Origin of the sequence: Nocardioides kribbensis, assembly GCF_015070375.1 — a bacterium.
Taxonomy (GTDB): Bacteria; Actinomycetota; Actinomycetes; order Propionibacteriales; family Nocardioidaceae; genus Nocardioides; species Nocardioides kribbensis.
The window spans coordinates 317,710-342,240 of the sequence record NZ_JADCLL010000001.1; the positions used below are offsets into that span (position 1 = coordinate 317,710).

The 24,531-nt window shown below is 74.8% G+C and carries 22 protein-coding genes; 9 read left to right on the top strand and 13 right to left on the bottom strand.

Annotated features, from left to right (window positions below; genetic code table 11):
• Window positions 1–142: 142 nt before the first annotated feature.
• Window positions 143–814: a Crp/Fnr family transcriptional regulator gene (locus IR170_RS01540; RefSeq protein WP_193660946.1), complete on the top strand. Its 672-nt coding sequence runs from the start codon at window positions 143–145 to the stop codon at window positions 812–814.
• 40 nt (window positions 815–854) lie between these two features.
• Here IR170_RS01540 and IR170_RS01545 read toward each other — a convergent pair whose 3' ends face one another.
• Complete coding sequence (locus tag IR170_RS01545; RefSeq protein WP_319804860.1) at window positions 855–1,805, bottom strand: DNA-3-methyladenine glycosylase family protein; 951 nt, start codon at window positions 1,803–1,805, stop codon at window positions 855–857.
• Between the two features lie 112 nt (window positions 1,806–1,917).
• On the opposite strand from IR170_RS01545, the gene IR170_RS01550 reads away from it, so the two are divergent.
• The 4 genes from IR170_RS01550 to IR170_RS01565 all read left to right on the top strand — a co-directional run bounded on the left by IR170_RS01550 (window position 1,918) and on the right by IR170_RS01565 (window position 6,247).
• Entirely contained in the window at window positions 1,918–3,459 is a 1,542-nt protein-coding gene (locus tag IR170_RS01550) for an ATP-dependent DNA ligase (RefSeq protein ID WP_193660947.1), read from the top strand.
• Window positions 3,456–3,896: a hypothetical protein gene (locus IR170_RS01555; RefSeq protein ID WP_193660948.1), complete on the top strand. Its 441-nt coding sequence runs from the start codon at window positions 3,456–3,458 to the stop codon at window positions 3,894–3,896. The genes IR170_RS01550 and IR170_RS01555 overlap by 4 nt, the downstream gene beginning before the upstream one ends.
• Before the next feature lie 168 nt (window positions 3,897–4,064).
• Window positions 4,065–5,507 (top strand): HNH endonuclease signature motif containing protein, encoded by a 1,443-nt coding sequence (locus IR170_RS01560; protein ID WP_193660949.1) that lies wholly within the window; start codon window positions 4,065–4,067, stop codon window positions 5,505–5,507.
• A 53-nt stretch (window positions 5,508–5,560) separates the two neighbouring features.
• Window positions 5,561–6,247, top strand: a complete 687-nt coding sequence (locus IR170_RS01565; protein ID WP_193660950.1) for a TetR/AcrR family transcriptional regulator — start codon at window positions 5,561–5,563, stop codon at window positions 6,245–6,247.
• A 72-nt stretch (window positions 6,248–6,319) separates the two neighbouring features.
• Here IR170_RS01565 and IR170_RS01570 read toward each other — a convergent pair whose 3' ends face one another.
• Complete coding sequence (locus IR170_RS01570; protein WP_193660951.1) at window positions 6,320–7,603, bottom strand: acetyl-CoA C-acetyltransferase; 1,284 nt, start codon at window positions 7,601–7,603, stop codon at window positions 6,320–6,322.
• 135 nt (window positions 7,604–7,738) lie between these two features.
• Here IR170_RS01570 and IR170_RS01575 point away from each other — a divergent pair, with 135 nt between their 5' ends.
• A complete protein-coding gene (locus IR170_RS01575) occupies window positions 7,739–9,073 on the top strand; it encodes a 3-oxoacyl-ACP reductase (protein ID WP_193660952.1) in 1,335 nt (444 codons plus the stop codon).
• A 1-nt stretch (window position 9,074) separates the two neighbouring features.
• Entirely contained in the window at window positions 9,075–9,971 is an 897-nt protein-coding gene (locus tag IR170_RS01580) for a MaoC/PaaZ C-terminal domain-containing protein (protein WP_319804861.1), read from the top strand.
• Between the two features lie 100 nt (window positions 9,972–10,071).
• On the opposite strand, the gene IR170_RS01585 is transcribed toward IR170_RS01580, so the two are convergent.
• Complete coding sequence (locus IR170_RS01585) at window positions 10,072–11,472, bottom strand: MFS transporter (protein ID WP_193660953.1); 1,401 nt, start codon at window positions 11,470–11,472, stop codon at window positions 10,072–10,074.
• A gap of 96 nt (window positions 11,473–11,568) precedes the next feature.
• On the opposite strand from IR170_RS01585, the gene IR170_RS01590 reads away from it, so the two are divergent.
• Entirely contained in the window at window positions 11,569–12,045 is a 477-nt protein-coding gene (locus tag IR170_RS01590; protein ID WP_319804862.1) for a winged helix-turn-helix transcriptional regulator, read from the top strand.
• 88 nt (window positions 12,046–12,133) lie between these two features.
• On the opposite strand, the gene IR170_RS20160 is transcribed toward IR170_RS01590, so the two are convergent.
• The 9 genes from IR170_RS20160 to IR170_RS01635 form a co-directional block, all read right to left on the bottom strand.
• A complete protein-coding gene (locus IR170_RS20160; protein WP_193660954.1) occupies window positions 12,134–13,393 on the bottom strand; it encodes a M23 family metallopeptidase in 1,260 nt (419 codons plus the stop codon).
• Between the two features lie 201 nt (window positions 13,394–13,594).
• Window positions 13,595–14,470, bottom strand: a complete 876-nt coding sequence (locus tag IR170_RS01600) for an acyl-CoA thioesterase (protein WP_056864297.1) — start codon at window positions 14,468–14,470, stop codon at window positions 13,595–13,597.
• Window positions 14,467–15,321, bottom strand: coding sequence for an acyl-CoA thioesterase (locus tag IR170_RS01605; protein WP_193660955.1), 855 nt, complete (start codon window positions 15,319–15,321; stop codon window positions 14,467–14,469). Before IR170_RS01605 ends, IR170_RS01600 begins: the two co-directional genes overlap by 4 nt.
• A 2-nt stretch (window positions 15,322–15,323) precedes the next feature.
• Window positions 15,324–16,325, bottom strand: coding sequence for a PAC2 family protein (locus IR170_RS01610; protein WP_319804863.1), 1,002 nt, complete (start codon window positions 16,323–16,325; stop codon window positions 15,324–15,326).
• A gap of 190 nt (window positions 16,326–16,515) precedes the next feature.
• Window positions 16,516–17,475 (bottom strand): homocysteine S-methyltransferase family protein, encoded by a 960-nt coding sequence (locus IR170_RS01615; protein ID WP_193660956.1) that lies wholly within the window; start codon window positions 17,473–17,475, stop codon window positions 16,516–16,518.
• A gap of 98 nt (window positions 17,476–17,573) precedes the next feature.
• Window positions 17,574–19,070 (bottom strand): amino acid permease, encoded by a 1,497-nt coding sequence (locus tag IR170_RS01620; protein ID WP_056904288.1) that lies wholly within the window; start codon window positions 19,068–19,070, stop codon window positions 17,574–17,576.
• 138 nt (window positions 19,071–19,208) lie between these two features.
• On the bottom strand, window positions 19,209–21,155 hold the full coding sequence (gene dxs / locus IR170_RS01625) for a 1-deoxy-D-xylulose-5-phosphate synthase (RefSeq protein ID WP_193660957.1): 1,947 nt from the start codon (window positions 21,153–21,155) through the stop codon (window positions 19,209–19,211).
• Window positions 21,156–21,173: 18 nt separating this feature from the next.
• Complete coding sequence (locus IR170_RS01630) at window positions 21,174–22,130, bottom strand: SMP-30/gluconolactonase/LRE family protein (protein WP_251533152.1); 957 nt, start codon at window positions 22,128–22,130, stop codon at window positions 21,174–21,176.
• Entirely contained in the window at window positions 22,127–22,579 is a 453-nt protein-coding gene (locus tag IR170_RS01635) for an NUDIX domain-containing protein (RefSeq protein ID WP_193660958.1), read from the bottom strand. The genes IR170_RS01630 and IR170_RS01635 overlap by 4 nt, the downstream gene beginning before the upstream one ends.
• A gap of 48 nt (window positions 22,580–22,627) precedes the next feature.
• On the opposite strand from IR170_RS01635, the gene IR170_RS01640 reads away from it, so the two are divergent.
• On the top strand, window positions 22,628–23,668 hold the full coding sequence (locus tag IR170_RS01640) for a glycosyl hydrolase family 18 protein (protein ID WP_193660959.1): 1,041 nt from the start codon (window positions 22,628–22,630) through the stop codon (window positions 23,666–23,668).
• Between the two features lie 76 nt (window positions 23,669–23,744).
• Here the strand turns inward: IR170_RS01640 and IR170_RS01645 are convergent, their stop codons facing one another.
• Window positions 23,745–24,524 carry an isocitrate lyase/PEP mutase family protein gene (locus IR170_RS01645; protein WP_193660960.1) on the bottom strand — a complete coding sequence of 260 codons (780 nt, stop codon included), beginning with the start codon at window positions 24,522–24,524 and terminating at the stop codon, window positions 23,745–23,747.
• Window positions 24,525–24,531: the final 7 nt, after the last annotated feature.

Consider the following 24,531-nt stretch of genomic DNA (forward strand, 5'->3'; position numbering starts at 1 on the left):
CCGCGGACCGGCGCGTCGGGCCCCCGGGGGCAGGGGCCGGGGAGCGGGAGTGGCGTACCTCATCCGGCGTCCGCTCGCCTCGACCCCCCGTCGTGTCCGATCATGTGGTGACGTGCCCGACTCCCTGCCTCTCGGAGGACCCGTGACCCCGCTCGACCCCGGCCCCACCACACCGGACGACCTCGGCGCCGTCGCGGCCCTGCTCCCCCTGATGACCGAGGTCGTCGTGGAGCGCGGCGCCACGCTGTTCGCCCAGGGCGACCGGCACGAGACGATGTACCTCGTGCGCGAGGGGGCGCTGAAGGTCACCCGCGCCAACCGCGACGAGCGCCCGACCATCCTGGCGGTGGTGGGCCCCGGCGAGATGCTGGGCGAGATGGCCCTGCTCGACGGCCGCGAGCGCGGCGCCACGGTCACCGCCATCACCCGCGCGCACCTGCTGGAGCTGGAGCGGGAGGTCTTCGACCGCGAGCTCGAGCGCGACCCGGCGATCGCGGTGGCGCTGCTGCAGGACCTCGCCCGCCGGCTGCGCCGCTCCAACGACACCGTCTCCGACCTCGCCTTCGCCGACGTGCCGAGCCGCGTGGCCCGCACCGTGCGCCACCTGGCCTCGAAGTTCGGCACCACCACCGACGAGGGCCACCTCAGGGTCGAGCACCAGCTCACCCAGGAGGAGCTCGCCCAGCTCGTGGGCTCGGCGCGCGAGACGGTCAACAAGGCCCTGGCCTCGCTCTCGCGTCGCGGCGTCATCGAGGTGCGCCAGCGCACCATCACCGTCATCGACCAGGACGCGCTGGAGCGCCTGGCCGGCTGACCCCTCCCCGCCCGCCCGCCGCGGCGGCACACCCCACCGCTCAGGGGCGGGTGACGCGGGAGGGCAGGTGGGTGCGCGGCGCCATCCTCGCGCCGCGGCGCGGCCGGTGGAGGCCGGCCGCCCCCAGCAGCATCGGCACCCGCCCCCGGTGGGGACGCCACGGCTCGAGGTACGCCGCCATGGCCTCGTCGTCGAACGGCTCGCCCGTCAGCGCCCACCCCACGTCCTTGGCCACGTGGTAGTCCCCGAAGGAGACGGCGTCGGGATCGCCGTGGGCGCGCTGGCGGACCTCCGCGCTCGTCCACACCCCGATGCCGGGCAACGTCCGGAGCCGCCGGTCGGCCTCCTCCGGGGCGAGGGTGGCCGTGCGCTCGAGGGCGTCGGCCACGCGCGCGGCCGTGACCAGGGTCCGCGAGCGCTGGGGGTCGACGTGCAGCTGGAGCCACTCCCACGAGGCGATGGCGCGCAGCCGCTCCGGTGGCGGCTGCACCCACAGCCGCAGCTGCTCCCCCGGACCCGGCGCGCGCTCACCGAAGCGGTGGACGAGCATCCGGAAGCCCGCGAACGCCTCCTGGCCGGTGACCTTCTGCTCCAGGATCGCCGGCACCAGCGCCTCCATGACCAGGCCGGTGCGGCCCAGGCGCAGGTCGGGGTGGAGGCGGCGGGCCTCGGCCACGACGGGGTGGCGGGGCTCGAAACCCGACCAGTCGTCGTCGGCGCCCAGCATCGCCGGCACCGACTCCAGGGCCCAGGACGCCCCGGGCCCCCACGCCTCGGCGTGCACCTCGCCCAGCCCCGGGCGGGGGTGCACCAGCAGGGTCGCGGGCCCCTCCGGGGTGCGGATGCCGCGCCAGTGCCGCTCACCGTCGATGCGGTAGGTCGGGTCGCCGCCGCCGCGCTTGTGCAGCCGCAGCACCCGCGCCGCCGGACAGGCCCAGGCCGGGCGCCACACCCGGACCTGCCCGCCGCTGGTCGCCGACGACTCGCTCACGGGCACGACGCTACGCCAGTGCGCCGACGGTGCACGCCCGGACCGAGGGACGTCGACCCGCGGGCCCTCGTCGGGGTGAGGCGGTGTCGGTGGGGGCCGACACAATGGGGGGATGCTGCTCGCCGACGTCGTCGCCACCTCCGAGGCGGTGTCCGCGACCCGCTCCCGCAAGGCGAAGGTCGAGGCCCTGGCCGCACTCCTGCGCCGGCTCGACCACGCCCGGCCCGACGAGGTCGACGTCGTGGTCACCTACCTCGCGGGCTCCCTGCGCCAGCGTCGCACCGGTCTCGGGTGGAGGTCGGTCGCCGACCTGCCGCGGCCCGCCCAGACGGCGGGGCTCGACGTGGTCGAGGTCGACCGGGCCTTCGCGGCGCTGTCGGCGCTCGCGGGCCCGGGCTCGCAGTCGGCTCGCGCCGCCGCCGTCGCCGACCTCTTCGGGCGCGCCGACGCCGCGGAGCAGGTCTGGCTGCGCGGGGCCGTCACCGGCGAGGTGCGGCAGGGCGCGCTCGACGCCGTCGTGCAGGAGGCCGTGGCCGCCGTCGCGCAGGTGCCGGTCGCCGACGTGCGCCGCGCGGCGATGCTGGCGGGCTCGACCGTGGCCGCCGGGGTCGCCGCCCTCACCGGGGGCGCCGACGCGTTGGCCGGCTTCGGGCTCGAGGTGGGGCGGCCGGTGCTGCCCATGCTCGCCTCCTCGGCGCCGGACGTGGCGGCGGGCCTGGTCAAGGCCGGGGCCGTGGGCGGTGGCGTGGTCGTCGACACCAAGCTCGACGGCATCCGCGTGCAGGTGCACCGCCGCGGCGGGGAGGTCGTGGTCGCGACCCGCTCCCTCGACGACATCACCCACCGGCTGCACGAGGTCGTCGCTGTGACCCTGGCCCTCGACGCCGACAGCGTGGTCCTCGACGGCGAGGCCCTCTCGCTCGACGAGCACGGTCGACCGCGCGCCTTCCAGGACACCGCCTCGCGCACGGCCCAGGGCGCCAGCGACGACGGGCTCCACGTCACGCCGTACTTCTTCGACATCCTCCACCTCGACGGCCGCGACCTGCTCGATGAGCCCCTCGAGACCCGACTCGCCGCGCTCGACGCGCTCGTGCCCGCCGAGCACCGGGTGGCCCGCCTCGCGGGGCCCTCCGAGCAGCAGGCCCAGGACTTCGCCGCCGAGGTCGTCGCCGCCGGCCACGAGGGGGTGGTGGTGAAGTCGCTGTCGTCCTCCTACGACGCGGGCCGCCGCGGCGCCGGCTGGGTCAAGGTCAAGCCGGTGCACACCCTCGACCTCGTCGTGCTCGCCGCGGAGTGGGGCTCGGGTCGCCGCACGGGCCTGCTGTCGAACATCCACCTCGGCGCCGCCGACGGCGCCGGTGGGTTCGTGATGCTGGGCAAGACCTTCAAGGGCATGACCGACGAGACGCTGGCCTGGCAGACCGAGCGGTTCCTGGGCCTCGAGACCCACCGCGAGGGCCACGTGGTCCACGTGCGCCCCGAGCAGGTCGTCGAGATCGCGCTCGACGGTGTGCAGCGCTCGACCCGCTACCCCGGCGGGCTGGCGCTGCGCTTCGCCCGGGTCGTGCGCTACCGCGACGACAAGGGCGCCGCGCAGGCCGACACGATCGCCGCCGTGCGGGCGCACTTCCGAGAGGGGCACACACCATGAGGATGCCGCCCATCGTGGTGGCGGCGGGCCTCGTCGGCGCCGTCCTCCTGAGCGGCGGGTGCACGGGGCCCGCCGGGGGCGGGGCGGACCGGGACCCGACCGACGTCGAGGAGGTCACCACGACCGACACGGTCGGGGCCGACGAGCTGCGCTCGGCCTCCGGCGGCGACGCAAGGCGCTACTCGTGGACCGACCTGAGGGTCACCAACGACCAGTCGCTCGGGTACTTCACGGGCTCGATCCGCGTCACGAACGACGGCGAGGACGCTGCCGACGTCCGCGTCGAGGTCACGGCCGTCGGCGGGCAGCAGAGGCTGGGCACGCTGACCGGCCTGTCCTTGGTGGAGTCCGGAGCGACGACGACGATCGGCCTCACCTCGCTGGACGAGTTCGCGAGGGCCACGACCTTCGAGGTCGAGCTCTCCACCGCCTCCTGACCCGGCGACGCGCGAGGAAGAAGCCCCGACCCCACCGAGCCCGGCCCACCACCGTGTCGGTCTCCTCCGCTGACCACGAGGCGTCCACAGCCGCGGTCGTGGCGTCGATGCTCCCCAGGTGCATCCACCATCGGCCCTCGCGGACGGCGTGGACGGTTGGCTGTGGCCATGTCCATGACCGCCCTCACCTCGGCCGCGACGCGGCCACCCGAGACCCTCGCCGCGCGGGCACGGGCCGCCCTCGGCGCCCTGGCCGACGCGCCCTGGGACGTGCTCGGCGACGACGACCTGCTGGCGAGCGCCCTCGACCTCGTCGCGGCCCGGTCGGCGCTGCGGGCCGCCGAGGCGCGCATCCTCGTGGAGATCGACCGTCGCGACCTCGCCCGCCGCAGCCTGGGCTGGGGCTCCACCGCCGACTGGCTGACCCACGTCGCCGGTCTCCGGGTCTCCCAGGGTCGCCAGGCCGTCGCCCACGCCCACGAGCTGGTCGGCGACCGGGCGGCCACGCTGGCCGCCCTCGTCGCCGGCACCGTCAGCCCCGAGCAGGCCGCCCTCGTGATCGACGCCGTCGAGGAGCTGCCCGACGAGACCGCCCTGCGCACGCGGGCCGAGACCTCGCTGCTGGAAAAGGCCGACCACCTCCACGCGACCGACCTCGCGCGGGCCGCCGTACGCGTGGTCGACGAGGTGGACCCCGGGCGCGCGGCCCGAGAGCGTGAGCGTGAGCGCGACCGTCTGGCCCGTGCGTCCCACCGCCGTCGGTTCCTGTCGATCAGCGACGACGGCGCGGGCGGGGTCAGGGTCCGCGGGCGCGGGAGCGCCGAGGACGCCGCGGTCCTGCGCCAGGCGCTGCTGCCGCTCACCGCCCCCGCCCCGTCGGTCGACCCGCAGACCGGTGAGCGGTTCAGCGACCCCCGGGACCACGGCGCCCGCACCTGGGACGCCCTGGTGCAGGTGGCGCAGCACGCGCTCGACACCGACGCGGTGCCCGGATCGCACGGCGAGCGCACCCGCGTGAGCGTCACGATCCCCTGGGAGCAGCTGCGGGACGCCGCCGGCGCCACGCGCGGCGGGGAGACCGATGACGGCCTCACGCTGAGCGCCGGCACGGTGCGGCGGATGGCGTGCGACGCCACCGTCATCCCCGCCGTCCTCGGCGCGGAGTCCGCCGTGCTCGACCTGGGCCGCGAGGCGCGCGTGGTCTCGGCCTCGCTGTGGCGCGCCCTGGTGGCTCGCGACACGCACTGCACCTTCCCCGGCTGCGGACGCCCCCCGGTGATGTGCCACGCCCACCACGTCGAGCACTGGGCCGACGGCGGCCCCACCGCCCTGGGCAACCTGGCCCTGCTCTGCGGCCACCACCACCGCACCATCCACGACACACCGTGGCAGGTGCGGACGGGCTCGGACGGCCGACCGGAGTTCCTCCCACCGACGGGTCTGTCGGAGACCGGCTCGCGCGAGTCCTCCACGTCCGGCGGCGCGCCGGGCACGCACGACGCCTCGGAGGACCGGTCCGAAGCACACGCCGCACCATCAGGCTGGGGCAGGACCCGCCGCCGGGCCACGGCTGCCCGACCAGATCCGGACCCACCGCACGACGAGGACTGACGGTCCCGTCACAGCCGTGCAACTGAGAGTTGCACCAGTCGTACGATACGGGGATGGTCACTGCCTCAGAGACGGACGGACGGCGATCCGCCGCGGCTGCGCGCCGGCGCGCCCGCGAGAAGGAGATCATCGCGGCGACCCGCGCGCTCTTCGACCAGCGCGGGGTGCGCGACGCCCAGATCGAGGACATCGCCAAGGCCGTCGGCATCAACCGAGCGATCGTCTACCGCCACTTCACCGGCAAGGAGGAGCTCTTCGCCCTCACGCTGGTGGGCTACCTCGAGGAGCTCCACGCCGCGCTCCAGGCGGCCGCCGCCTCGGGCGACGAGCCACGGGAGCGTCTGCAGCTGATCGTCGGCGCCTTCGTCGACTACGGACTGGCCCACCCGGCCTTCGTCGACTGCGCCCAGGCCCTCATGCGGCGCTCCGGCCCCGAGCTGCTCGACGAGATCTCCGAGGGTGCCCTCTTCCGCCTGGGTCGGGGCATCTCGACGTGCCTGGCCGTGCTCTCCACAGTCCTGGAGGACGGCACCAGACGCGGTGCCTTCGGTGTCGGCGATCCGACCCTGCTGGCCAACACGCTGTACGCCAGCGGCCTCGGCGCACTGCAGCTCGCGCGGGTCGGGATCCTCGTCAAGGAGGCAGCGCCGGGCATCCCCACCGTCGGCGAGATCTCGCCGGAGCAGGTGCGTCAGTACCTCGTCGCCTCCGCGCTGGCCATGGCGTCGCTCGGCGTCTAGGTCGCGGGACCCCCACAGCACCAGGCCCGCCCGACGAGCGTCGGACGGGCCTGGCGCGTGTGCGGTGGAGCGTCAGGGGCGCTCGAGGATCGCGGTGACGCCCTGACCGCCGGCAGCACATACCGAGATGACTCCCCGACCGCTGCCCTTCTCCGCGAGCAGCTTGGCGAGGACGTTGACGATCCGCCCGCCGGTGGCGGCGAACGGGTGACCCGCGGCGAGCGAGGAACCGTTGACGTTGAGCTTGGAGCAGTCGATCGAGCCGAGCGGGGCGTCGAGACCCAGGCGCTCCTTGCAGAAGACCGGGTCCTCCCAGGCCTTGAGGGTGGAGAGCACCTGCGAGGCGAACGCCTCGTGGATCTCGTAGAAGTCGAAGTCCTGCAGGCTCAGGCCCTCGCGCTGCAGCATGCGCGCCATCGCGTAGGCAGGGGCCATCAGCAGGCCCTCGCCGCCGTGGACGTAGTCGACCGCGGCGGTCTCGTAGGCCGTGAGGTAGGCCAGCACGGGCAGGCCCTTCTCCTCGGCCCACTCCTCCGAGGCGAGCAGCACCACCGAGGCGCCGTCGGTCAGCGGGGTGGAGTTGCCCGCGGTCATCGTCGCGGCCTCGCCCTTGCCGAACACCGGCTTGAGCTTGGCCAGCTTCTCCACCGAGGAGTCGGGGCGCAGGTTCTGGTCGCGCTCGAGACCGCGGAAGGGGGTGATCTGGTCGTCGAGGAAGCCGGCCTCGTAGGCCTTGGCGAGGTTCTGGTGGGAGGTCGCGGCGAGGGCGTCCTGCTCCTCACGACCCACCTGCCACTCCAGCGCGGTGAGCGCGGCGTGGTCACCCATGGCCAGCCCGGTGCGGGGTTCGCCGTTCTGGGGGATGCTCGGCACGAGGTCACCGGGACGGACCTTGGCCAGGGCCGCGAGGCGACCCTTGAGGTCCTTGGCCCGATTGGCCTCGAGGAGGATCTTGCGCAGGCCCTCCCCCACGGCGATCGGTGCGTCGGAGGTGGTGTCGGAGCCTCCGGCGATGCCGACGTCGATCTGACCCAGGGCGATCTTGTTCGCGACCTGGATCGCCGCCTGGAGACCGGTGCCGCAGGCCTGCTGGATGTCGGTGGCGGGGGTCTCGGGGGAGAGCTTGGAGCCCAGCACCGCCTCGCGGGTGAGGTTGAAGTCACGGCTGTGCTTGAGCACCGCCCCGGCCACGACCTCGCCGAGGCGCTCGCCCTCGAGGCCGAAGCGGGTCACGAGGCCGTCGATGGCGGCGGTGAGCATGTCCTGGTTCGACGCGTCGGAGTAGACCGTGTTGGACCGGGCGAAGGGGATGCGGTTGCCGCCGATGACGGCGACGCGACGAGTGGTGGGTTGCATAGGGTCATCCTTGCGTCGACAGGCCTCGCAGTGAAGCCTGTGAGGGGCACGTCACGATGTGTGGACGCTGAGTTACACATCGGGTTGCATGACCGTGCCCCACGATCTCCCACCACCACACGGAGGACCACCCGCATGAGCGACAAGTACCAGAGCTTCTCGCAGTCCCCGCTCGGAAAGCTGCTGGTCAAGAACCTCGGCCTCCCCGCCCCCATGAAGCTCGAGCGGTACGTCGAGGGCGCTCCGCTCGTCGACGGCGTCGTCGCCCTCGGGGGACGCGGCCGCCTCGCCGAGTCGCTCGGCGGCATCCTCTCCCAGCTCGGCGTGGAGAGCACCGACGCCCCGGCCGAGGGATCCCGGCTCAAGGGCCTGGTCTTCGACGCCACCGGCCTCACGTCCTCCGACCAGCTCGTCGCCCTGCGCGACTTCTTCACCCCGCTCATGCGCAGCCTCGCGGTCTGCCCGCGCGTCGTCGTGCTCGGCACCCCGCCGGAGCTCCTCGAGGGGGGCGAGCGCGTCGCGCAGCGCGCCCTGGAGGGCTTCACCCGCAGCCTGGGCAAGGAGATCGGTCGCGGCGGCACGGTGCAGCTGGTCTACGTCGCCGAGGGCGCCGAGGCGTCGGTCGCCAGCACGCTGGGCTTCCTGCTCTCCCCCAAGTCGGCCTACGTGTCGGGCCAGGTCGTGCGCATCGGCGCCACCGGCTCGACCGACGCGCCCGCGGTCACCGACTGGACCCGTCCGCTCGCCGGCAAGGTGGCCCTCGTGACCGGCGCCAGCCGCGGGATCGGCGAGCAGATCGCGCGGGTCCTGCACCGCGACGGCGCCACCGTCGTGGGCGTCGACGTGCCCCAGGCCGCCGACGGCCTGGTGAAGCTCATGAACGAGCTCGACGGGGACTGGCTGACCCTCGACATCACCGCGAAGGACGCCCCGCAGCGGATCGCCCAGCACCTCAAGGACAAGCACGGCGGCGTCGACGTCGTGGTCCACAACGCCGGCATCACCCGCGACAAGAAGCTCGCCAACATGTCGGAGGACCGCTGGGAGTCGGTCATCGCCGTCAACCTCACCGCCCCGGAGCGCATCAGCCGCGAGCTGCTCGACCAGGGCGTCGTCAACGCCCACGGCTCGATCGTCGGCGTGGCGAGCATCGCGGGCATCGCGGGCAACGTCGGCCAGACCAACTACGCCGCCTCCAAGGCCGGTGTCATCGGCCTCGTCGACTCCCTCAAGGGCGAGCTCACCGACGGCATCACCGTCAACGCCGTGGCGCCGGGCTTCATCATCACGCAGATGACCGCGGCGGTGCCGTTCGCGACCCGCGAGGTCGGTCAGCGCCTCAACGCCATGTCGCAGGGCGGTCTGCCCGTCGACGTCGCCGAGACCGTGGCCTGGTACGCCGACCCCGCGTCGAGCGCCGTCAACGGCAACGTGGTCCGCGTGTGCGGCCAGATGATGCTGGGGGCCTGACGTGGCCGGCACCGGGGCGCCGCAGTCCCCCCGCCTGGTCACCCCCGGCTCCGGGGCCGTGCCCACGCTGCTCAGGGCCGCCCTCCCGTCGATCCCCGTCGTCGGCTCCCTGCCCGGCGTGAGGAAGGGGCCGGCGTCGTCCTTCTCCGGCCTCACCTTCACCCGGCCGCCGGTGACCGTCGAGCGGGCCCACGTCGAGGCCTACGCCGAGGTCTGCGGCTTCCCGCGCAAGGACACCGCGCCGCTGACCTACCCCCACATGCTCGCCTTCCCGCTGCACATGGCGATCATGACCGAGCCGTCGTTCCCCGCACCCGCCATCGGCACGGTGCACCTGGAGAACGCGGTGACCGGCCACCGGCCGGTCGCGGTGGGCGAGAGCCTGGCCGTGACGACCAGCGTGGGAGCCCCCCGCCCCCATCCCAAGGGCACGGTCTACGAGTTCGTGGCCGAGGCACGGGTGGGCGAGGAGCTGGTCTGGGAGAGCACCTCGACCTACCTGCGCCGCGGACGCGGCGACGCCGACGCACCGGGCGGGTCCTCCTTCCCCGACACCTCGCCCAACGGCACCGTCTGGCGCCTGCCCGGCGACCTGGGCCGCCGCTACGCCGCCGTCTCGGGCGACCACAACCCGATCCACCTCTACCCGTGGACGGCCAAGGCCCTGGGCTTCCCGCGCCAGATCGCCCACGGCATGTGGAGCCTGGCGCGCTGCGTGGCCGCGATCGAGAACCGGCTGCCCGACGCGGTGCGCGTCGACGCGGCCTTCAAGAAGCCGATCCTGCTGCCGGTCTCGGTCGAGCTCGGCACCCGTGTGCTCGACGACGGCATCGCGTTCGCGCTGACCAACCCGCGGTCCGGCGCCCCGCACGTGGTGGGACGCAGCTCCGAGATCTGAGCCCGCCCGCCCGGTGACGACGCCCGGTCACCAGGCCCGGTCACCAGGCCCGGTCGTGGCAGCAGAGCGCGCCCTCCTCGCCCCGGCGAGGAGGGCGCGCTCACGTCCGGGGCCGACCCAGGACGGCGATGGCGGCGGCACCCAGCACCGTGAGCGAGGCCGACACGACGACGGCGACGTTCCAGCCCGCCACCAGCGCGGCCGGTGCCGTGTCGCCCGACCCGGCGTGCGCCGCGAGGGTCACGGTGAGGGTGATGCCACAGGCGGCGCCGAGGTAGCGGGCGGTGTTGTTGGCGCCCGAGCCCATGGCGGCGCGCTCGGGCGGCACGCTGGCGACCGCCTCGCGCCCGAGCAGCGCGTTGAGGACCCCGGTGCCCAGCCCGGAGACCACCATGGCGAGCGCCACCCGGGTCACCGCGGAGCCCTCGTCGAGCCCGAAGCCGATCATCTGCCCACCGGCCACGACGAGCAGCACCACCGCCACGGGCCTGCCGCCCTCGAGCGGGTGGCGCACGAGGCGCACCAGCAGCGAGGCCACCACGCTCGCCGCGGCCCAGGCCACGACGAGCAGGCTGCCGACCCACAGGCTCTCCCCCAGCCCGGCCTGCGCCAGTGTCGGCACGTACGACGAGATGCCGATCATCCCGAGGCCGAGCACCAGCGATCCCCCGGTCGCCGCCCGGAACCGCGGGTGCGCCAGCAGCGCGGGCTCCACCAGCGGCTCGCGCACGCGCCGCTCGACGACCACCATGGCCGCCAGCGCGAGGACCCCACCGACGACGAGGCCGACCACCGGGCCGTCGACGCCGTCACGCCCCTCCGTCAGCGCCGCGACCAGGCACGACATGCCGAGCACCAGCAGGGCGAGCCCGGGCAGGTCGACGCGCCGCGCCGCGGGCGTGGAGACGGGCAGCGCCCGCACCGAGGGCAGCAGCAGCAGCGCGGCCAGCGCTGCGGTGACGACGTAGGTCTCGCGCCATCCCGACCCGAGGTCGAGTGCGGCGGCGAGGAGGGCGCCGGTGGCGATGCCCAGCCCGACGCTGGCGCCCCACACCGACGTCGCATGGGCCCGCGCGGGCCCCGGGGCGTGGGTGTGGGCGAGCAGGGCCAGCCCGCAGGCGAGCACGGCGGCGCCGCCCACGCCCTGCACGACGCGGGCCCCGATCAGCAGGAGCGGCTCCTGGGCCAGGCCGCACACGAGGGCACCGGCACCGACCGCCACCAGGCCGGCGAGGTAGACCCGGCGTCGGCCGAGGGCGTCGCCGAGCACGCCGGTGGCGAGGAGGGCTCCGGCCAGGCCGACGCTCATCGAGCTCAGCACCCACGCCTGCGCGGCGGGACCGGCACCCAGGTCGGCGGCCGCTGCAGGCAGCGTGGCCATCGGGGTGACGTAGGTGACCAGGACCAGGGCTGTGCCCAGTGCGACGACGGGCAGTGCCCGCGCCCCGGCCTCCCGGCCCGTGAGGACGTGACCGGAGGACGGTTTGACATTCAAACTCACACCGCAGGACAGTACACAGGTGAGGACCTCCTGGACACCCCGTCGCGCGCCCCGGCGCGCCCGGCCGGCCGTCGCCGAGGGCAGGGACCGGGACCGGTGAACGAGTCTCCGATCGCCGCACCGGTCCCCCCGTCGGCCGCGACCCTCGACGCGACCCCCGACTCGACCCCTGCAACGACCCACGTCGCGCTCGACTCGCTGCCGGGGCGGCCCTGTCCGGCCGCGGCGGCGCTCGAGGTGGTCGGCGAGCGGTGGTCGCTGCTGGTCGTGCGCGAGCTGGCGATGGGCAGCGGGCGCTTCACCGACATCGTGCGGGGCACCGGGGCGCCCCGCGACCGGGTCGCCGCGCGCCTGCGCTCGCTCGAGGCGGCCGGCGTCGTGCGACGCACCTCCGACACCGCGGGCGACGCAGCGGGCAACACGGCGGGCGCGCGGGGCGGCTACGCGCTCACCCCCGCGGGACGCGACCTGCTGCCGGTGCTGGACGCGCTCCTCGCGTGGGGGCGGACCCACGCGGTCGCCCCCGACGACCCCCGACGCAGGAGTGACTACCCCCGCCTCGCCGCCGACTGACAGTCCCGCCACCGACAGCATCCCGACCGACGGCACCCCGGCCGGCCCGACCCTGGTCCAGGCCCGGCCTGGCTCGCCGGGCCAGCCCTCAGCGCGCCCGGCCGAACCTCAGGTCCTGCACCGTGGCCCGAGCGGCCGTGGGCGAGGTCGCCCGACGCTCGGAGAAGGTCGCGGTGGCGGGGTCCCAGACGCCGACGTCGGTGCGCAGGTTGCCGTCCCAGTCGCCCACCACGGGCAGGTCGCCGGGCTCGCCGAAGGCCACGTCGGCGGTCCAGGCCAGCCCGTCGTCGTCGACGCGGCGCAGCGTGAAGGTCGCGGTGGCCTGGTCGTAGACGCCGAGGTCGGTGGTGCCGTTGCCGTCCCAGTCGCCGGTGACCGGGACGTCGTCGGCGTCGCCCAGGACGGCGGTCGACACCGTGCCGTCGGCGGCCCGCATCCGGAACTGCGCGGTCTTGGCGCGCCACACGCCGACCTCCCACAGGCCGTCGCCGTCCCAGTCGCCGGCGACGGGCTCGTCGGTGGCGTTGCCGAGCACGACCGTGGTGAGCCCGGCCCCGGTCTTCAGCGTGAAGGTATTGGTCGACGGCGTGCGTACGCCCGGGTTGGTGAGCCCGTCGCCGTCCCAGTCACCCACCACGGGGTCGTCGGTCGACGTGCCCAGCCGCACGACGCGGGGCTTGGCACGGGGGCGCTGGATCCGGAACTCCGAGGTGTCCGCGCGCCGGTAGACCGCCAGCTCCGCGGGTGCGTCGCCGGCGAAGTTGCCGGCCAGCGGCACGTCCACGCAGTTCTGCGAGTCGACCGTGCTGCCGTAGACGAAGGGGGCGCCGTGGAACCACGCCTCGATCACCGAGCGGTCCTGGCGCTCCTCGAAGTGCAGGTGGGGGCCGGTGGAGTTGCCCGTCGAGCCCAGGGTGCCGATCTGGGCGCCCTGGTCGACGCTCTGACCGGTCACGACGACGACGTCGTTGAGGTGGGCGTAGAGGGTGCTCTCCCCGCCGCCGTGGTCGATGACGACGTAGTGGCCGTAGCCGGAGGTGCCGGTGGGCGCCGCCGTGGTGACGACGCCTGGTGCGGCGGCGACGACCGGGTCGTCGACGTCATCGGTGCGGTTCCAGTCGATCGCTCGCGAGCTGGGGCTGTGGCTGGACCGTGTCGTGCCGGTCCAGGTCTGGCCGCACGGGAACGGCACCTCGTACGCCGTGTCCGGCGCCGCACCCGCGGGCGCGGCGAGCACGAGGGTGGGGCACACCAGGGCCAGGCCGGTGGCGCCCAGCAGGACGCGGGTGGACCGGGGGCGGCCACGGACAGCACGGGGCTCGGACGGGAGGGGGGACCAGGGGGGCATGGTGAGGACGTCCTCGGGGTGGGCGCGGAGGACGTCGCGACCGCCGGACGCGACGAGGCACGTCGCTGTGCCTCGCGCTCATCAGCCCCAGGAGTCGTCAACCGTCACACGAGTAGACACACGAAACCACGGTCTCGGCGTGTCTGTCACGAACTACAGCGATGTAATGGTATAGCCCTCTGGACCAGCGCCGTGCACGGGTCAGCCGCGGGGCGGCCGGATCAGGCCCTCCTGGGCCACCGTGGCGACGAGGAGTCCGTCCCGGGTGAAGACCCTGCCGATGGCCAGACCCCGCGCGCCGTGGGCCGACGGCGACCACTGGTCGTAGAGCCACCACTCGTCGGCCCGGAAGGGCCGGTGGAACCACACCGTGTGGTCCAGCGAGGCCATCTGCACCCCCGCCGGACGGTCGTGGGCGGCCAGCGTGGCGCCCAGCAGGCTCATGTCGCTGGCCCAGGTGAACGCGGCCAGGTGGAGGTGCGGGTCGTCGGGCAGCGCCGCCGCCATCCGGAACCACAGCTGGGCGCGAGCAGGGTGGAGCGGGTCCTCGGCCAGTCCGTGGCCGGAGGTGCCGATCGAGCGGGCCTCGACCGCACCCCACTCGCGGGCCAGCTTGGGTCCCTCGCCGTCGCCGCGCGAGGCCATCTGCGAGAGCAGGTCGACACCCTGCTCGGGCGCCGGGACCTCGGGCATCGCGTCCTGGTGGTCGAAGCCCTCCTCGGCGCGGTGGAAGTTGGCGGTGAGGTAGTAGATGGGGCGCCCGTGCTGGCGGGCGGCCACGCGGCGGGTCAGGAAGGAGCGGCCGTCGCGGATGCGCTCGACGTCGAAGACGATCGGCACGTGCGGGTCGCCCGGCAGCAGGAAGTAGGAGTGCAGCGAGTGCACCTCGAAGCCCTCCGGCACGGTGTGGATGCCCGCGATGAGCGCCTGCGCGGCCACCTGGCCGCCGAAGACCCGCGGGCGGCCGTAGTCGACGGTGGCGCCGCGGTAGAGGTCGTCGTCGAGCCGCTCCAGGTCGAGCAGGCCCAGCAGGTGGGCGACCGCGGCCTCCGGGTCGGGGACGAGCCCGCTGGTCATGTCGTCTCCTTCTCCACCGGGCGCAGCAGCGCCTCCTGGGCCACCGACGCCACGAGGGTGCCGTCGGGGGTGAACACCTGGGCGTTGACCAGTCCTCGTCCACCCTGGGCGGCCGGCGAGACCTGGTCGTAGAGCCACCACTGGTCGGCGCGGAAGGGCCGGTGGAACCACACGGCGTGGTCGAGGGAGGCCACCAGCGTGCCGCGCGAGCCCAGCCGCAGGCCGTGGGGGCTGAGCGCGGCGCCCATCAGGCTCATGTCGGAGAGGTAGGTGAAGGCCGCGACGTGCAGGAAGGGGTCCTCCGGCAGCTGCTCGCGCACCCGCAGCCACAGCCGCTGGCGGCCCGGGTGCTCGGGGTCGGGGGGCAGCAGGTCGTGGGAGCTGCCGACGTAGCGCAGGTCGGCCACCTCGAACTCCTCCCAGGAGCGGTCGCCCTCGCGCAGCATCGTGGTGGGGTCGAGGCACTCCTGCGGCGGCGGCGCGTCGGGCATCCGCGACTGGTGCTCGCGGCCGGGCTCGGGGCGGTGGAAGTCGGCGGTCAGGGCGAAGATCGGCCGGCCGTGCTGGCGCGCCAGCACGCGGCGGGTGGCGAAGGAGCGACCGTCGCGCAGCGGCTCGGCGTCGTAGATGATCGGCGTCGTGGTGTCGCCGGGCTGCAGGAAGTAGGAGTGCAGCGAGTGCACGGCGTAGGCCGGGTCGACGGTGCGCTGGGCGGCCACGAGGGCCTGCGCGGCGACCTGGCCCCCGAAGACCCGCGGCAGCCTCGACTCCTGGACCGCGCCGCGGAAGAGGTTGTCGTCGATGGTCTCGAGGTCGAGGAGCGCCACCAGCTCCCGGGCGTCGCGCGGCACGCTCAGTCCCGCCCGGTGGTGTCGGGCCCCGCCACGTCGGGGCCCGGGTCGTCGGGCTCCTCCAGACCGGCCAGGAACTGCTCGAACTGCTGGCCGATCTCCTCACCCGTCGGCAGCGGCTCGTCGGGGGCCAGCAGGTTGCCGCCCGACTCCTCGGCGCGCTCGAAGGCGTCGTACTGCCGCTCGAGGGCCTGCACGACGTCGTCGACCTCGGCGTTGTCGGCGAGGTAGGCGGTGATCTCCTCCTCGCGCTGCTCGGCCTCCGCGTGCAGCACCGACAGGTCGAGGGTGAGGCGTCCGGCCAGCTCGACCTGCTCGAGCAGGGCGGCCGAGGCGCGGGGGTAGTCGAGCTGGGCGAGGTAGTGCGGGATGTGGGCCACGAAGCCCTGCGCGGGGTGGCCCCACTCCCCCAGCCTGACCTCCAGCAGCGCCTGGGCGCTGCTGGGCACGCGCAGCTCGCCGCGCCACGGGCTGGTGGCGCCGAGGAGCAGCTCGGGGTCGTTGGCGTGGTGCGTCAGCGCCACGGGCCGGGTGTGGGGCACGGCCATCGGCACCGAGCCCATCGACACGACCCGGGTCACCCCGAAGCGCTCGACGACCTCGCGCACGGCGCGGGAGAAGGCCTCCCACCGGTTGTCGGGCTCGGGTCCCTGGAGCAGCAGGTACGGCGTCCCGCCGCTGTCGCGCAGCAGCCGCACCACGAGGCGCGGGGCGTCGTAGGAGGCGTAGTGGTCGCGTACGAAGGAGATCGCGGGGCGGCGGGCGCGGTAGTCGTGGAACTGGTCCACGTCGAAGGTCGCGACCACCCGGCTCGACGAGGGGACGGCCGGGGGGCCGTGGAGGCCGTCCTCCTCGAGGTCCACGAGGTGGCGCGCGGCGCGGGCGGCGGCGTTGCCGGCGTCGAGGAAGCCGTCGAGCACGAGCACCATGGTCAGGTGCTCGGGCGAGCCGTCGAGCTCGGGCACGTCGTCGACGATGTGCACCAGGCGGGGTTCGGCAGGCACGGCGTCCTCTCGGCACGGTCTGCGACGGGCGCAGAGGCGGAGGCCCGCCGGGCAGGCGGGCCGGGTGTCGGTGGCCCGAGCACCGTAGCGGACCACGGTATTCCCCCCGCCGACCCCTCGTCGTGGCCGCCCGTGCCGCGGACCGCGGGCGGGTGACCCCACCCACAGCGGGCCCGGCCGGCGGCCGCGCTCAGCGCGCCCCCAGCAGGGCGCGACCCGGCGGGCCTGCCCACAGCGCGGCGACGTGGGAGACATCGGTGCCGCAGCAGCCGCCGAGCACCCGCAGCGCCGGGAGCCGCTGCCGGAGGTACTCGGTGCGGTCCACGAGCAGGTCGAGGTCCCCCTCGTCGAGGGTCTCGGCGGCGTCGAGCTCGGCGTGGCTCAGCGTCGAGGCGTTCGGGCGCAGCCCGATGACCCGGTGGCGCCAGCCGCCGCCGCCGTCGTCGCCGCCGTCGAGGGCCCGCGCCACGTGGTCGGGGTGGGCGCAGTTGACGAGGTAGCCGTCGGCGGGCGCCTCGCGCTCCAGGCGGCGCACCGCGTCGGCCAGGGCGGTGCCGTCGGGCAGGGTGCCGTCGGTCTCGACGGTGAACGACACCGCCACCGGCACACCGACCGAGCGCGCGGAGCGCACCACGCCGACCGCCTCGGCGGCCCCGGTCAGGGTGTACGCCGTCACCGCGTCGACGCCGGCCCCCGCCAGGGCGGCCACCTGCGGCAGGTGGCGGCTGGCCGCGTCGTCGGGATCGAGCCGCTCACCGGCGACGTAGCCGTCGCCCAGCGGCCCGATCGTGCCGACGACCCGCACGGCGAGCAGGTCGGTCAGTCGCCCACGCAGGGCCTGCACCAGGTCCACGGCCCGGTGGTTGAGGCCCGCCGCGGCGTGCACGTCGTGGCCGAGCGACGCGGCCCACTCGGCGCCGGCGCGCCACGTGGGGGTCTCGAGCAGCAGCCCGGCCCCGACCCGGCGGGCCACGTCGGCGTACCCGAGGTAGTAGTGCTCGAGGAGCTCGCGTCCGCGCTCGTCGTCGACCAGCGGGAAGGCCGCGAAGCCGGGCAGGTCGACGCCGTGGTGGAAGATCAGGTCGGTCTCGAGCCCACCGTCGGTGACCCAGGCGGCGGCCGCGTCCCACGGTGGTGGTGTGCCGCTCACGGCTGGTCCTCCGTCCCGGGACGTCCGGGCGTCCCGGTGGACGTCCTACCCGCCGGGCCCGGGCCCGGGCCAGGGCCGGAGGTCCTCCCCCGGCGGCCTCAGTCGCGCGCCGCGGCGCCGGCCTCGGCGCGGCCGAGCTTGGCGTGGCTGCGGCCGTAGACGAAGTAGAGGGCGAAGCCGAGCGCCATCCAGACCAGGAAGCGCAGCCAGGTCTCCGCGCTCAGGTTGAGCATCAGGTAGAAGCAGATCAGGGCCGAGAGCACCGGCAGCACCGGCGAGAGCGGCACCCGGAAGGAGCGCTCGAGGTCGGGGCGGCTGCGACGCAGCACCGGCACGGCCAGCGAGACCAGGAGGAAGGCGGTCAGCGTGCCGATGTTGACCATCTCCTCCAGCTTGCCGATCGGTGTGAGGGAGGCGACCAGGGCCACCACGACGACGATGCCGATGGTGATGGTGAGCGGGGTGCCGGTGCGGCGGTCGACGCGGGCGAGCTTGACCGGCAGCAGGCCGTCGCGGGCCATCGCGAAGAAGACGCGCACGGCCCCGATCATCAGCGTCATGACCACGGTGGTCAGACCGGCCACGGCGCCGGCCGAGATGAGCGTGCCGATGCCGTCTTGGCCGCGGTCGATGAAGGCCCGGGCGAGCGCGGCCTCGGGGTCGATGTCGCGGTAGTTGACCATGCCCACGATGACCAGGGCGACGGCGATGTAGAGCACCGTGCAGATCGCCAGCGAGCCGAGGATGCCGCGGGGCAGGTCGCGCTGCGGGTTGCGGGCCTCCTCGGCGGTGGTGGCGACGACGTCGAAGCCGATGTAGGCGAAGAAGACGACCGAGGCCGCCGACACCACGCCCAGGACGCCGTAGACCTGCGGTTCGATGCCGAAGAGCAGCTGCACGAGCGGGGCGGTCAGCCAGGTGCCACCGGTCTCGGCCGTGCCGGCGGCGTCGGGCACGAAGGGGGTGTAGTTGCTGCCGTCGATGTAGAACAGGCCGGCCACGATGACGAAGAGCACCACGAAGAGCTTGACCGCGACGAGCACCAGGTTGACGCGCAGGCTCTCCTTGATGCCGAAGGCGATGAGGGCGCCGAGCACGGCCACCAGCAGGAAGGCGGCGAGGTTGAACGTGGCGTCGGGGCCGAGCGAGGCGGGCCAGGTGACGCCCAGCTGGTCGAGGAGCGTGACGAAGTAGGTGCTCCAGCCCTGGGCCACCACGCTCGCTCCGAGCATCAGCTCCAGGAGCAGGTCCCAGCCGATGATCCACGCCACCAGCTCGCCGAGCGTGGCGTAGGAGAACGTGTAGGCCGACCCCGACATCGGCAGCGTCGAGGCGAACTCCGCGTAGCAGAGCGCGGCCAGCGCGCAGCAGATCGCGGCGATGCCGAAGGAGAACACCACCCCGGGCCCGGCGTAGTCGGCGGCGACCCGGCCGGTGAGGGTGAAGATCCCGGCGCCGATCACGACGCCGACGCCGAAGACCGTGAGGTCGAGGGCGGTGAGGTTCTTCTTCAGCGCGAACTCGGGGTCGTCCCCCGAGGCCAGCGACTGCTCGATCGACTTGGTGCGCAGGAGACCGGTGCGTGTGCGACTCACCCGGAGACCGTAGAGCACCACCCGCGCTCGTCGCGAGCGTCCCCCGGGCGGGTCGCGCGGTGGATCGGCGACCACCACCGCCGCCACCGGGCGGTCCCTACCCCCCCGGGGGAGGGTCGGACCGCTGCTCGCCACCGCCTACCGCGAGCCCTCGGCGCTGCGCTCGACCGGCTCGACGGGCGCGACCGGCTCGACGGGCTCCGCAGCGGCCGCGGGGCCGTCGAGGGCGGAGATGCGCTCCACGATCCCCAGCGCCAGGGTCTGCGGGGTCAGGCCGATGCGCTCGAGGATCACCCCGCGCTTGGCGTGGTCGAGGAACTCCTGGGGCACGCCGTGCAGCTGCACGGGGGTGGTCACACCGGCCTCGTTCAGGGTCTGCAGCAGCACGGCGCCACAGCCGCCGACCACGCCGTTGTCCTCGATGCTGACCACGAGACGGTGCTCGCGGGCCAGGTCGACGATCGCGGGGTCGACGGGCTTGACCCAGCGGGGGTCGACGACGGTGACGCCGATGCCCTGGGCGGTGAGCCGCTCGGCCACCTGCACCGCGGTCGTCGCCATCGAGCCCACGCCGACGATGAGCACGTCGCGGGCACCGGAGCGCACGAGCACGTCGGCGCCCCCCGCCCGGTCGACGGCCGCGACGTCCTCGGGCGGCGGACCCTTGGGGAAGCGCACCACCGTGGGGGCGTCGTCGACCTCCACGGCCTCGTTGAGCAGCTCGCGCAGCCGGGTCGCGTCACGGGGCGCGGCCAGCCGCAGCCCCGGCACCAGCTGGAGCATCGACATGTCCCACATGCCGTTGTGGCTGGCGCCGTCGTCGCCGGTGACCCCGGAGCGGTCGAGCACGAAGGTGACGCCGCAGCGGTGCAGCGCGACGTCCATCAGCACCTGGTCGAAGGCGCGGTTGAGGAAGGTGGCGTAGACGGCGAAGACCGGGTGCAGGCCGCCCATCGCCAGGCCGGCGGCCGAGGTGGCGGCGTGCTGCTCGGCGATGCCGACGTCGAAGGTGCGCTCGGGGAAGCGGGCCTGGAAGTGGTGGAGGCCCACGGGGTGCATCATCGCTGCGGTGATGCCGACGACGTCCTTGCGGCGCTGGCCGATGTGGACGATCTCGTCGGCGAAGACGTCGGTCCAGATGCGGCCCTTGGGGTTCTCCTCGCCGGTGTCGACGTCGAAGGGCCCCGGGGAGTGGAACTGGTCGGCCTCGTGGCGCTCCGCGGCGTCGTAGCCGAAGCCCTTGCGGGTGAGCGCGTGCACGATGACCGGGCCGCCGAAGCGCTTGGCCTGGGCCAGCGCGTGCTCCATGGCCGCGCGGTCGTGGCCGTCGACGGGGCCGACGTACTTCAGGCCGAGGTCCTCGAAGAGGCCCTGGGGGGCGAGGGCGTCCTTGAGGCCCTTCTTCACCGCGTGGAGGGCGTCGTAGGCCGCGCCGCCGACCGCCGGCACGGAGTTGAGCCGCTTCTTGACCTGGTCGAGCAGCTGCTCGTAGCGCGGGTTGGTGCGCAGCGAGGTCAGCGCGGTGGCCAGGCCGCCGATCGTGGGGGTGTACGAGCGGCCGTTGTCGTTGACCACGATGACCAGCCGGCTGTCCTGGGCGACGGCGATGTTGTTGAGCGCCTCCCAGGCCATGCCGCCGGTGAGCGCGCCGTCGCCGATGACCGCGACGACGTGGCGGTCCTCGCCCCGGATGGCGTAGGCCTTGGCCAGCCCGTCGGCGTAGGACAGCGCGGTGGAGGCGTGGGAGTTCTCGACGATGTCGTGGGGCGACTCGGCCTGGCTGGGGTAGCCCGAGAGGCGACCTTCCTGGCGCAGGCCGTCGAAGTCCCCGGCGCGGCCGGTGAGCAGCTTGTGCACGTAGGACTGGTGGCCGGTGTCGAGCACGACGCGGTCGTGGGGGCTGTCGAAGACCCGGTGCACGGCCAGGGTCAGCTCCACCACGCCGAGGTTGGGGCCGAGGTGGCCCCCGGTGCGCGCGCACGTCGCGACGAGCACGTCACGGATCTCGGAGGCCAGGGCGTCGAGCTCGTCGTCGGCCAGGTCGCGCAGGTCGCGGGGTCCGGTGATCTGCTCGAGGAGTCCCATGGGCCCGAGTTTACGACCTCACAGGTCGACCACCGCGATCGCCGACTCGTGCAGGCTCCCCAGCCACACCCGGCCCTCGTGCTCCCGCACGCCGGTCACCATGTGGTAGCCGCCCGCGTCGCCGTCGACGTCGTGCACGAGCCGGCCCGCGTCGTCGTAGGCCTGCACCCGCAGCGTGCGGGCCGGCTGGGGCTGGAGCGGGGCGGGCAGCCGGGTGGCGGCGCGCTGCAGCCAGGTCGGGCCCTGCTGGAGCCGGGTGACGACGGGGTCGGTGGGGCTGGCGATCGTGACCCAGACCAGCCCGTCGCTGCCGCGGGCGATGTTGTCGGGGTAGCCCGGCAGGTCGGTGGCCAGGTGGTCGCGGCTGCCGGCACGCGGACCGGTCAGCCACAGCCGCACCACGGTGCGCGCGGCGGTCTCGGCGACCGCGACGTAGGACCCGTCGGCGGCGAGCGCCACGCCGTTGGCGAAGGCCAGCCCGTCGAGGGCCACGGTGACCGAGCCGTCGGGGGCGAGGCGCAGCAGCCGCCCGGTGCGGGTGTCCTGCACGAGGTCGTCCTTCCACCGCTCGATGCCGAAGCGGGTGGAGGAGTCGCTGAGCCAGACGGTGCCGTCGTCGCCGATCGCGGCGTTGTTGCAGAAGACCATGCGCCGTCCGCCGACCTCGGCCAGCAGCGGCTCGACGGTGCCGGTGGCGGGGTCGACCCGCAGCAGGCCGCGGTGGGCGTCGCAGACCAGCAGCCGGCCGTCGGGGTCGATCTCGAGGCCGAGGGGCCGGCCGCCGGTGCGGGCCACGCGCTCGAGGTGGGAGCCGTCGTGGGAGACCCGCCACAGCGCGCCGTCGGCGGTGCCGGTGTAGACCGCGCCCTCGTGCCGGCCGCCGGTCGCCACCACGACGTCCTCGGCGCCCGGCCCGGGCACGGCGTGCACCCGGGGCACGGGCGCGCCGGCGCGCCCGCCGCGGGCGGCGCTCACGACCACACCCCCGCGCCGAGCTCGCGGTAGAGCGCGGAGTCGAGCAGCTCGGGCACGGCGATGCTCGCGCTCCCCCCGAGGTCGAGGCTCCGGGCCTGCTCGGGCTCGACGAACACGATCCGGCGCCCCTCCCCCAGCACGACGTCGTCGTCGGTGAGGTCGGTGGCGGCCACGAAGACCGCGACCGGGTCGGTGGTGCCGTAGGCCGCGTGGTGCACCTGCAGCTCCCGCAGCAGGCGCAGCTCCTCGGGCGCCACCACGATGCCGGTCTCCTCGGCCAGCTCGCGCGCCGCGCCCTCGGCCCAGCCCTCGCCGGGCTCGAGGTGGCCCCCGCACAGGCCCCACTTCTCGGGGTCGATGCGCGGGTGCTCGTCGCGCTCCTGGAGCAGCAGCCACCCCCGCCGGTCGACCAGCACCACGCACCCGAACCGCTTCGCGTCCTCGCTCACCCCGCCAACCTAGACCGCGCGGGGACCGGCTCGTGGGAGCCTGGGGCGGTGCACCGACCCGTCGCCCGCGCCACACCCGTCCTGACCGCGCTCCTCGCGCTCCTGCTCCCGCTGACCCTCACGGCGCCGGCCCCCGCGGCGGAGCCCCCGGCCCCCGCCGCGGACGACCCCGGCCTGGTGGTCACGGGGTACGCCGTGGGCAGCGCCTCGGACCGTCTCGTCGCACGCAACGCCGCGGGCCTGGACACCCTCACCGTGGCCGGTGTCGGCCTCCACGCCGACGGCGACGGGGTGGGGCGTCCGACCGCGGACATGACCCGGCTCCTGCGCACCGCTCACGCCGAGGGCCTGCGCGCGGAGCTGGTGCTCAGCAACTACAGCAACCGCCTCGGCGGTTTCGACACCCGCGCCGTGGGCCGTCTGCTCCTCGAGCCGGCGCACGTGCGCCACGTGGCGCGGATCGTCGCGCGCGTCGTGGCCGACCAGGGCTGGGACGGCGTCAACGTCGACCTCGAGTCGATGCGCCGTCGCCACGGCCGGGGGCTGGTCTCGCTGCTGGAGGCGCTGCGCGCCCGCCTGCCGCAGTCCGCGGCGCTGTCGGTCGACGTCTCCGCGCGCACGTCACAGGAGGGCTACCTCGAGGGCGGCTACCGCCTCGGGGAGGTCGCCGACGTCGTCGACCTCGTGCAGCTGATGACCTACGACCAGCACGGACCCACCTGGTCGGGGCCGGGGCCGGTCGGCGGACTGGACTGGCAGCGCCGCAGCGTGACCGCGGCGCTCGAGCAGGTGCCCGCCGCGATGCTCGACCTGGGCGTCGCCGGCTACGGCTACACCTGGCCGCGGCGCGGCACCGGCCACACCGTGCTGGTGCGACGGGCGCGCCAGCTGGTCGAGGCCGACGGCGCCACCGCGCGCTGGCGGGCCGCGGAGGGCGAGTGGACCGCGCGGCTCTCCGACGGCACCCGGCTCTGGTGGTCCGACGCCCGGTCCTACGCCGTGCGCCGCGACCTCGCCGCCGAGCTGGGCCTGCACGGCCTCGCCGTGTGGCGCGTCGGGTCCGCCGACACCCTGCCCGCGCCGGGCTGAGGCCGAGCGGGGCGCCCGCGGGCGCGACGCCCCCGAGGAGCAGGGCGCCGCGCCGGTCGGTCCGGCGGGCGCTCGGTCAGTTCAGCGGGCGCATCGACGACGGCACGCCGCCGCCGCGGTGGACCTCCTCGACCAGCTCCTGGAGCGCGGTGAGGGCGACCCGCTGCGACATCGGGCCGTAGGAGACGCGCGCGACGCCGAGCTCCTCCAGGCGCGCCAGGGAGGGCGTGCCGGGCAGGCCGATGGTGGTGAGGCGCTGCGGACCGAAGGCCTCGACCAGGGTCGTCACCTGCTCCTCGGTGAGCGGGCCGGGCACGAAGACCAGCGGGGCGCCGGCGTCGAGGTAGGCCCGGCCGCGCTCGACGGCGTCGCGCAGGATCTCCTCGGGGTCGCGGTCGCCGCCGAGCACGAAGGCGTCGGTGCGGGCGTTGAGCACGAAGTCGGGCACGCCCTCGGCGCGGGCGGCCTCCATCACGGCGGCGACCTGCGCGGCCGCCTCGTCGACCGGGCGGAGCTGGTCCTCGAGATTGGCGCCCACCACGCCCACGCCGATCGCGCGGCGGACGGTGGCGGCGGCGTCGCCGTACCCTCCCTCGAGGTCGGCGGTGACGGGCAGGTCGGTGGTGGCGACGATGCGCCCGACCGCCTCCAGCATGAGGTCGAGCGGGATGTTCTCGCCGTCCTCGTAGCCCCACGAGGCCGCGATCGAGTGGCTCGCCGTGGCGAGCGCCTGCGTGCCGGGGGTGTCGGCGACGACGCGGGCGCTGATGGCGTCCCACACGTTGACGACCGTGAGCAGCGCGGGGTCACGGTGCAGCTGGAGGAGTCGGGTGGCCTTCTCGGGGGTGGTGGTCATGGTCCCG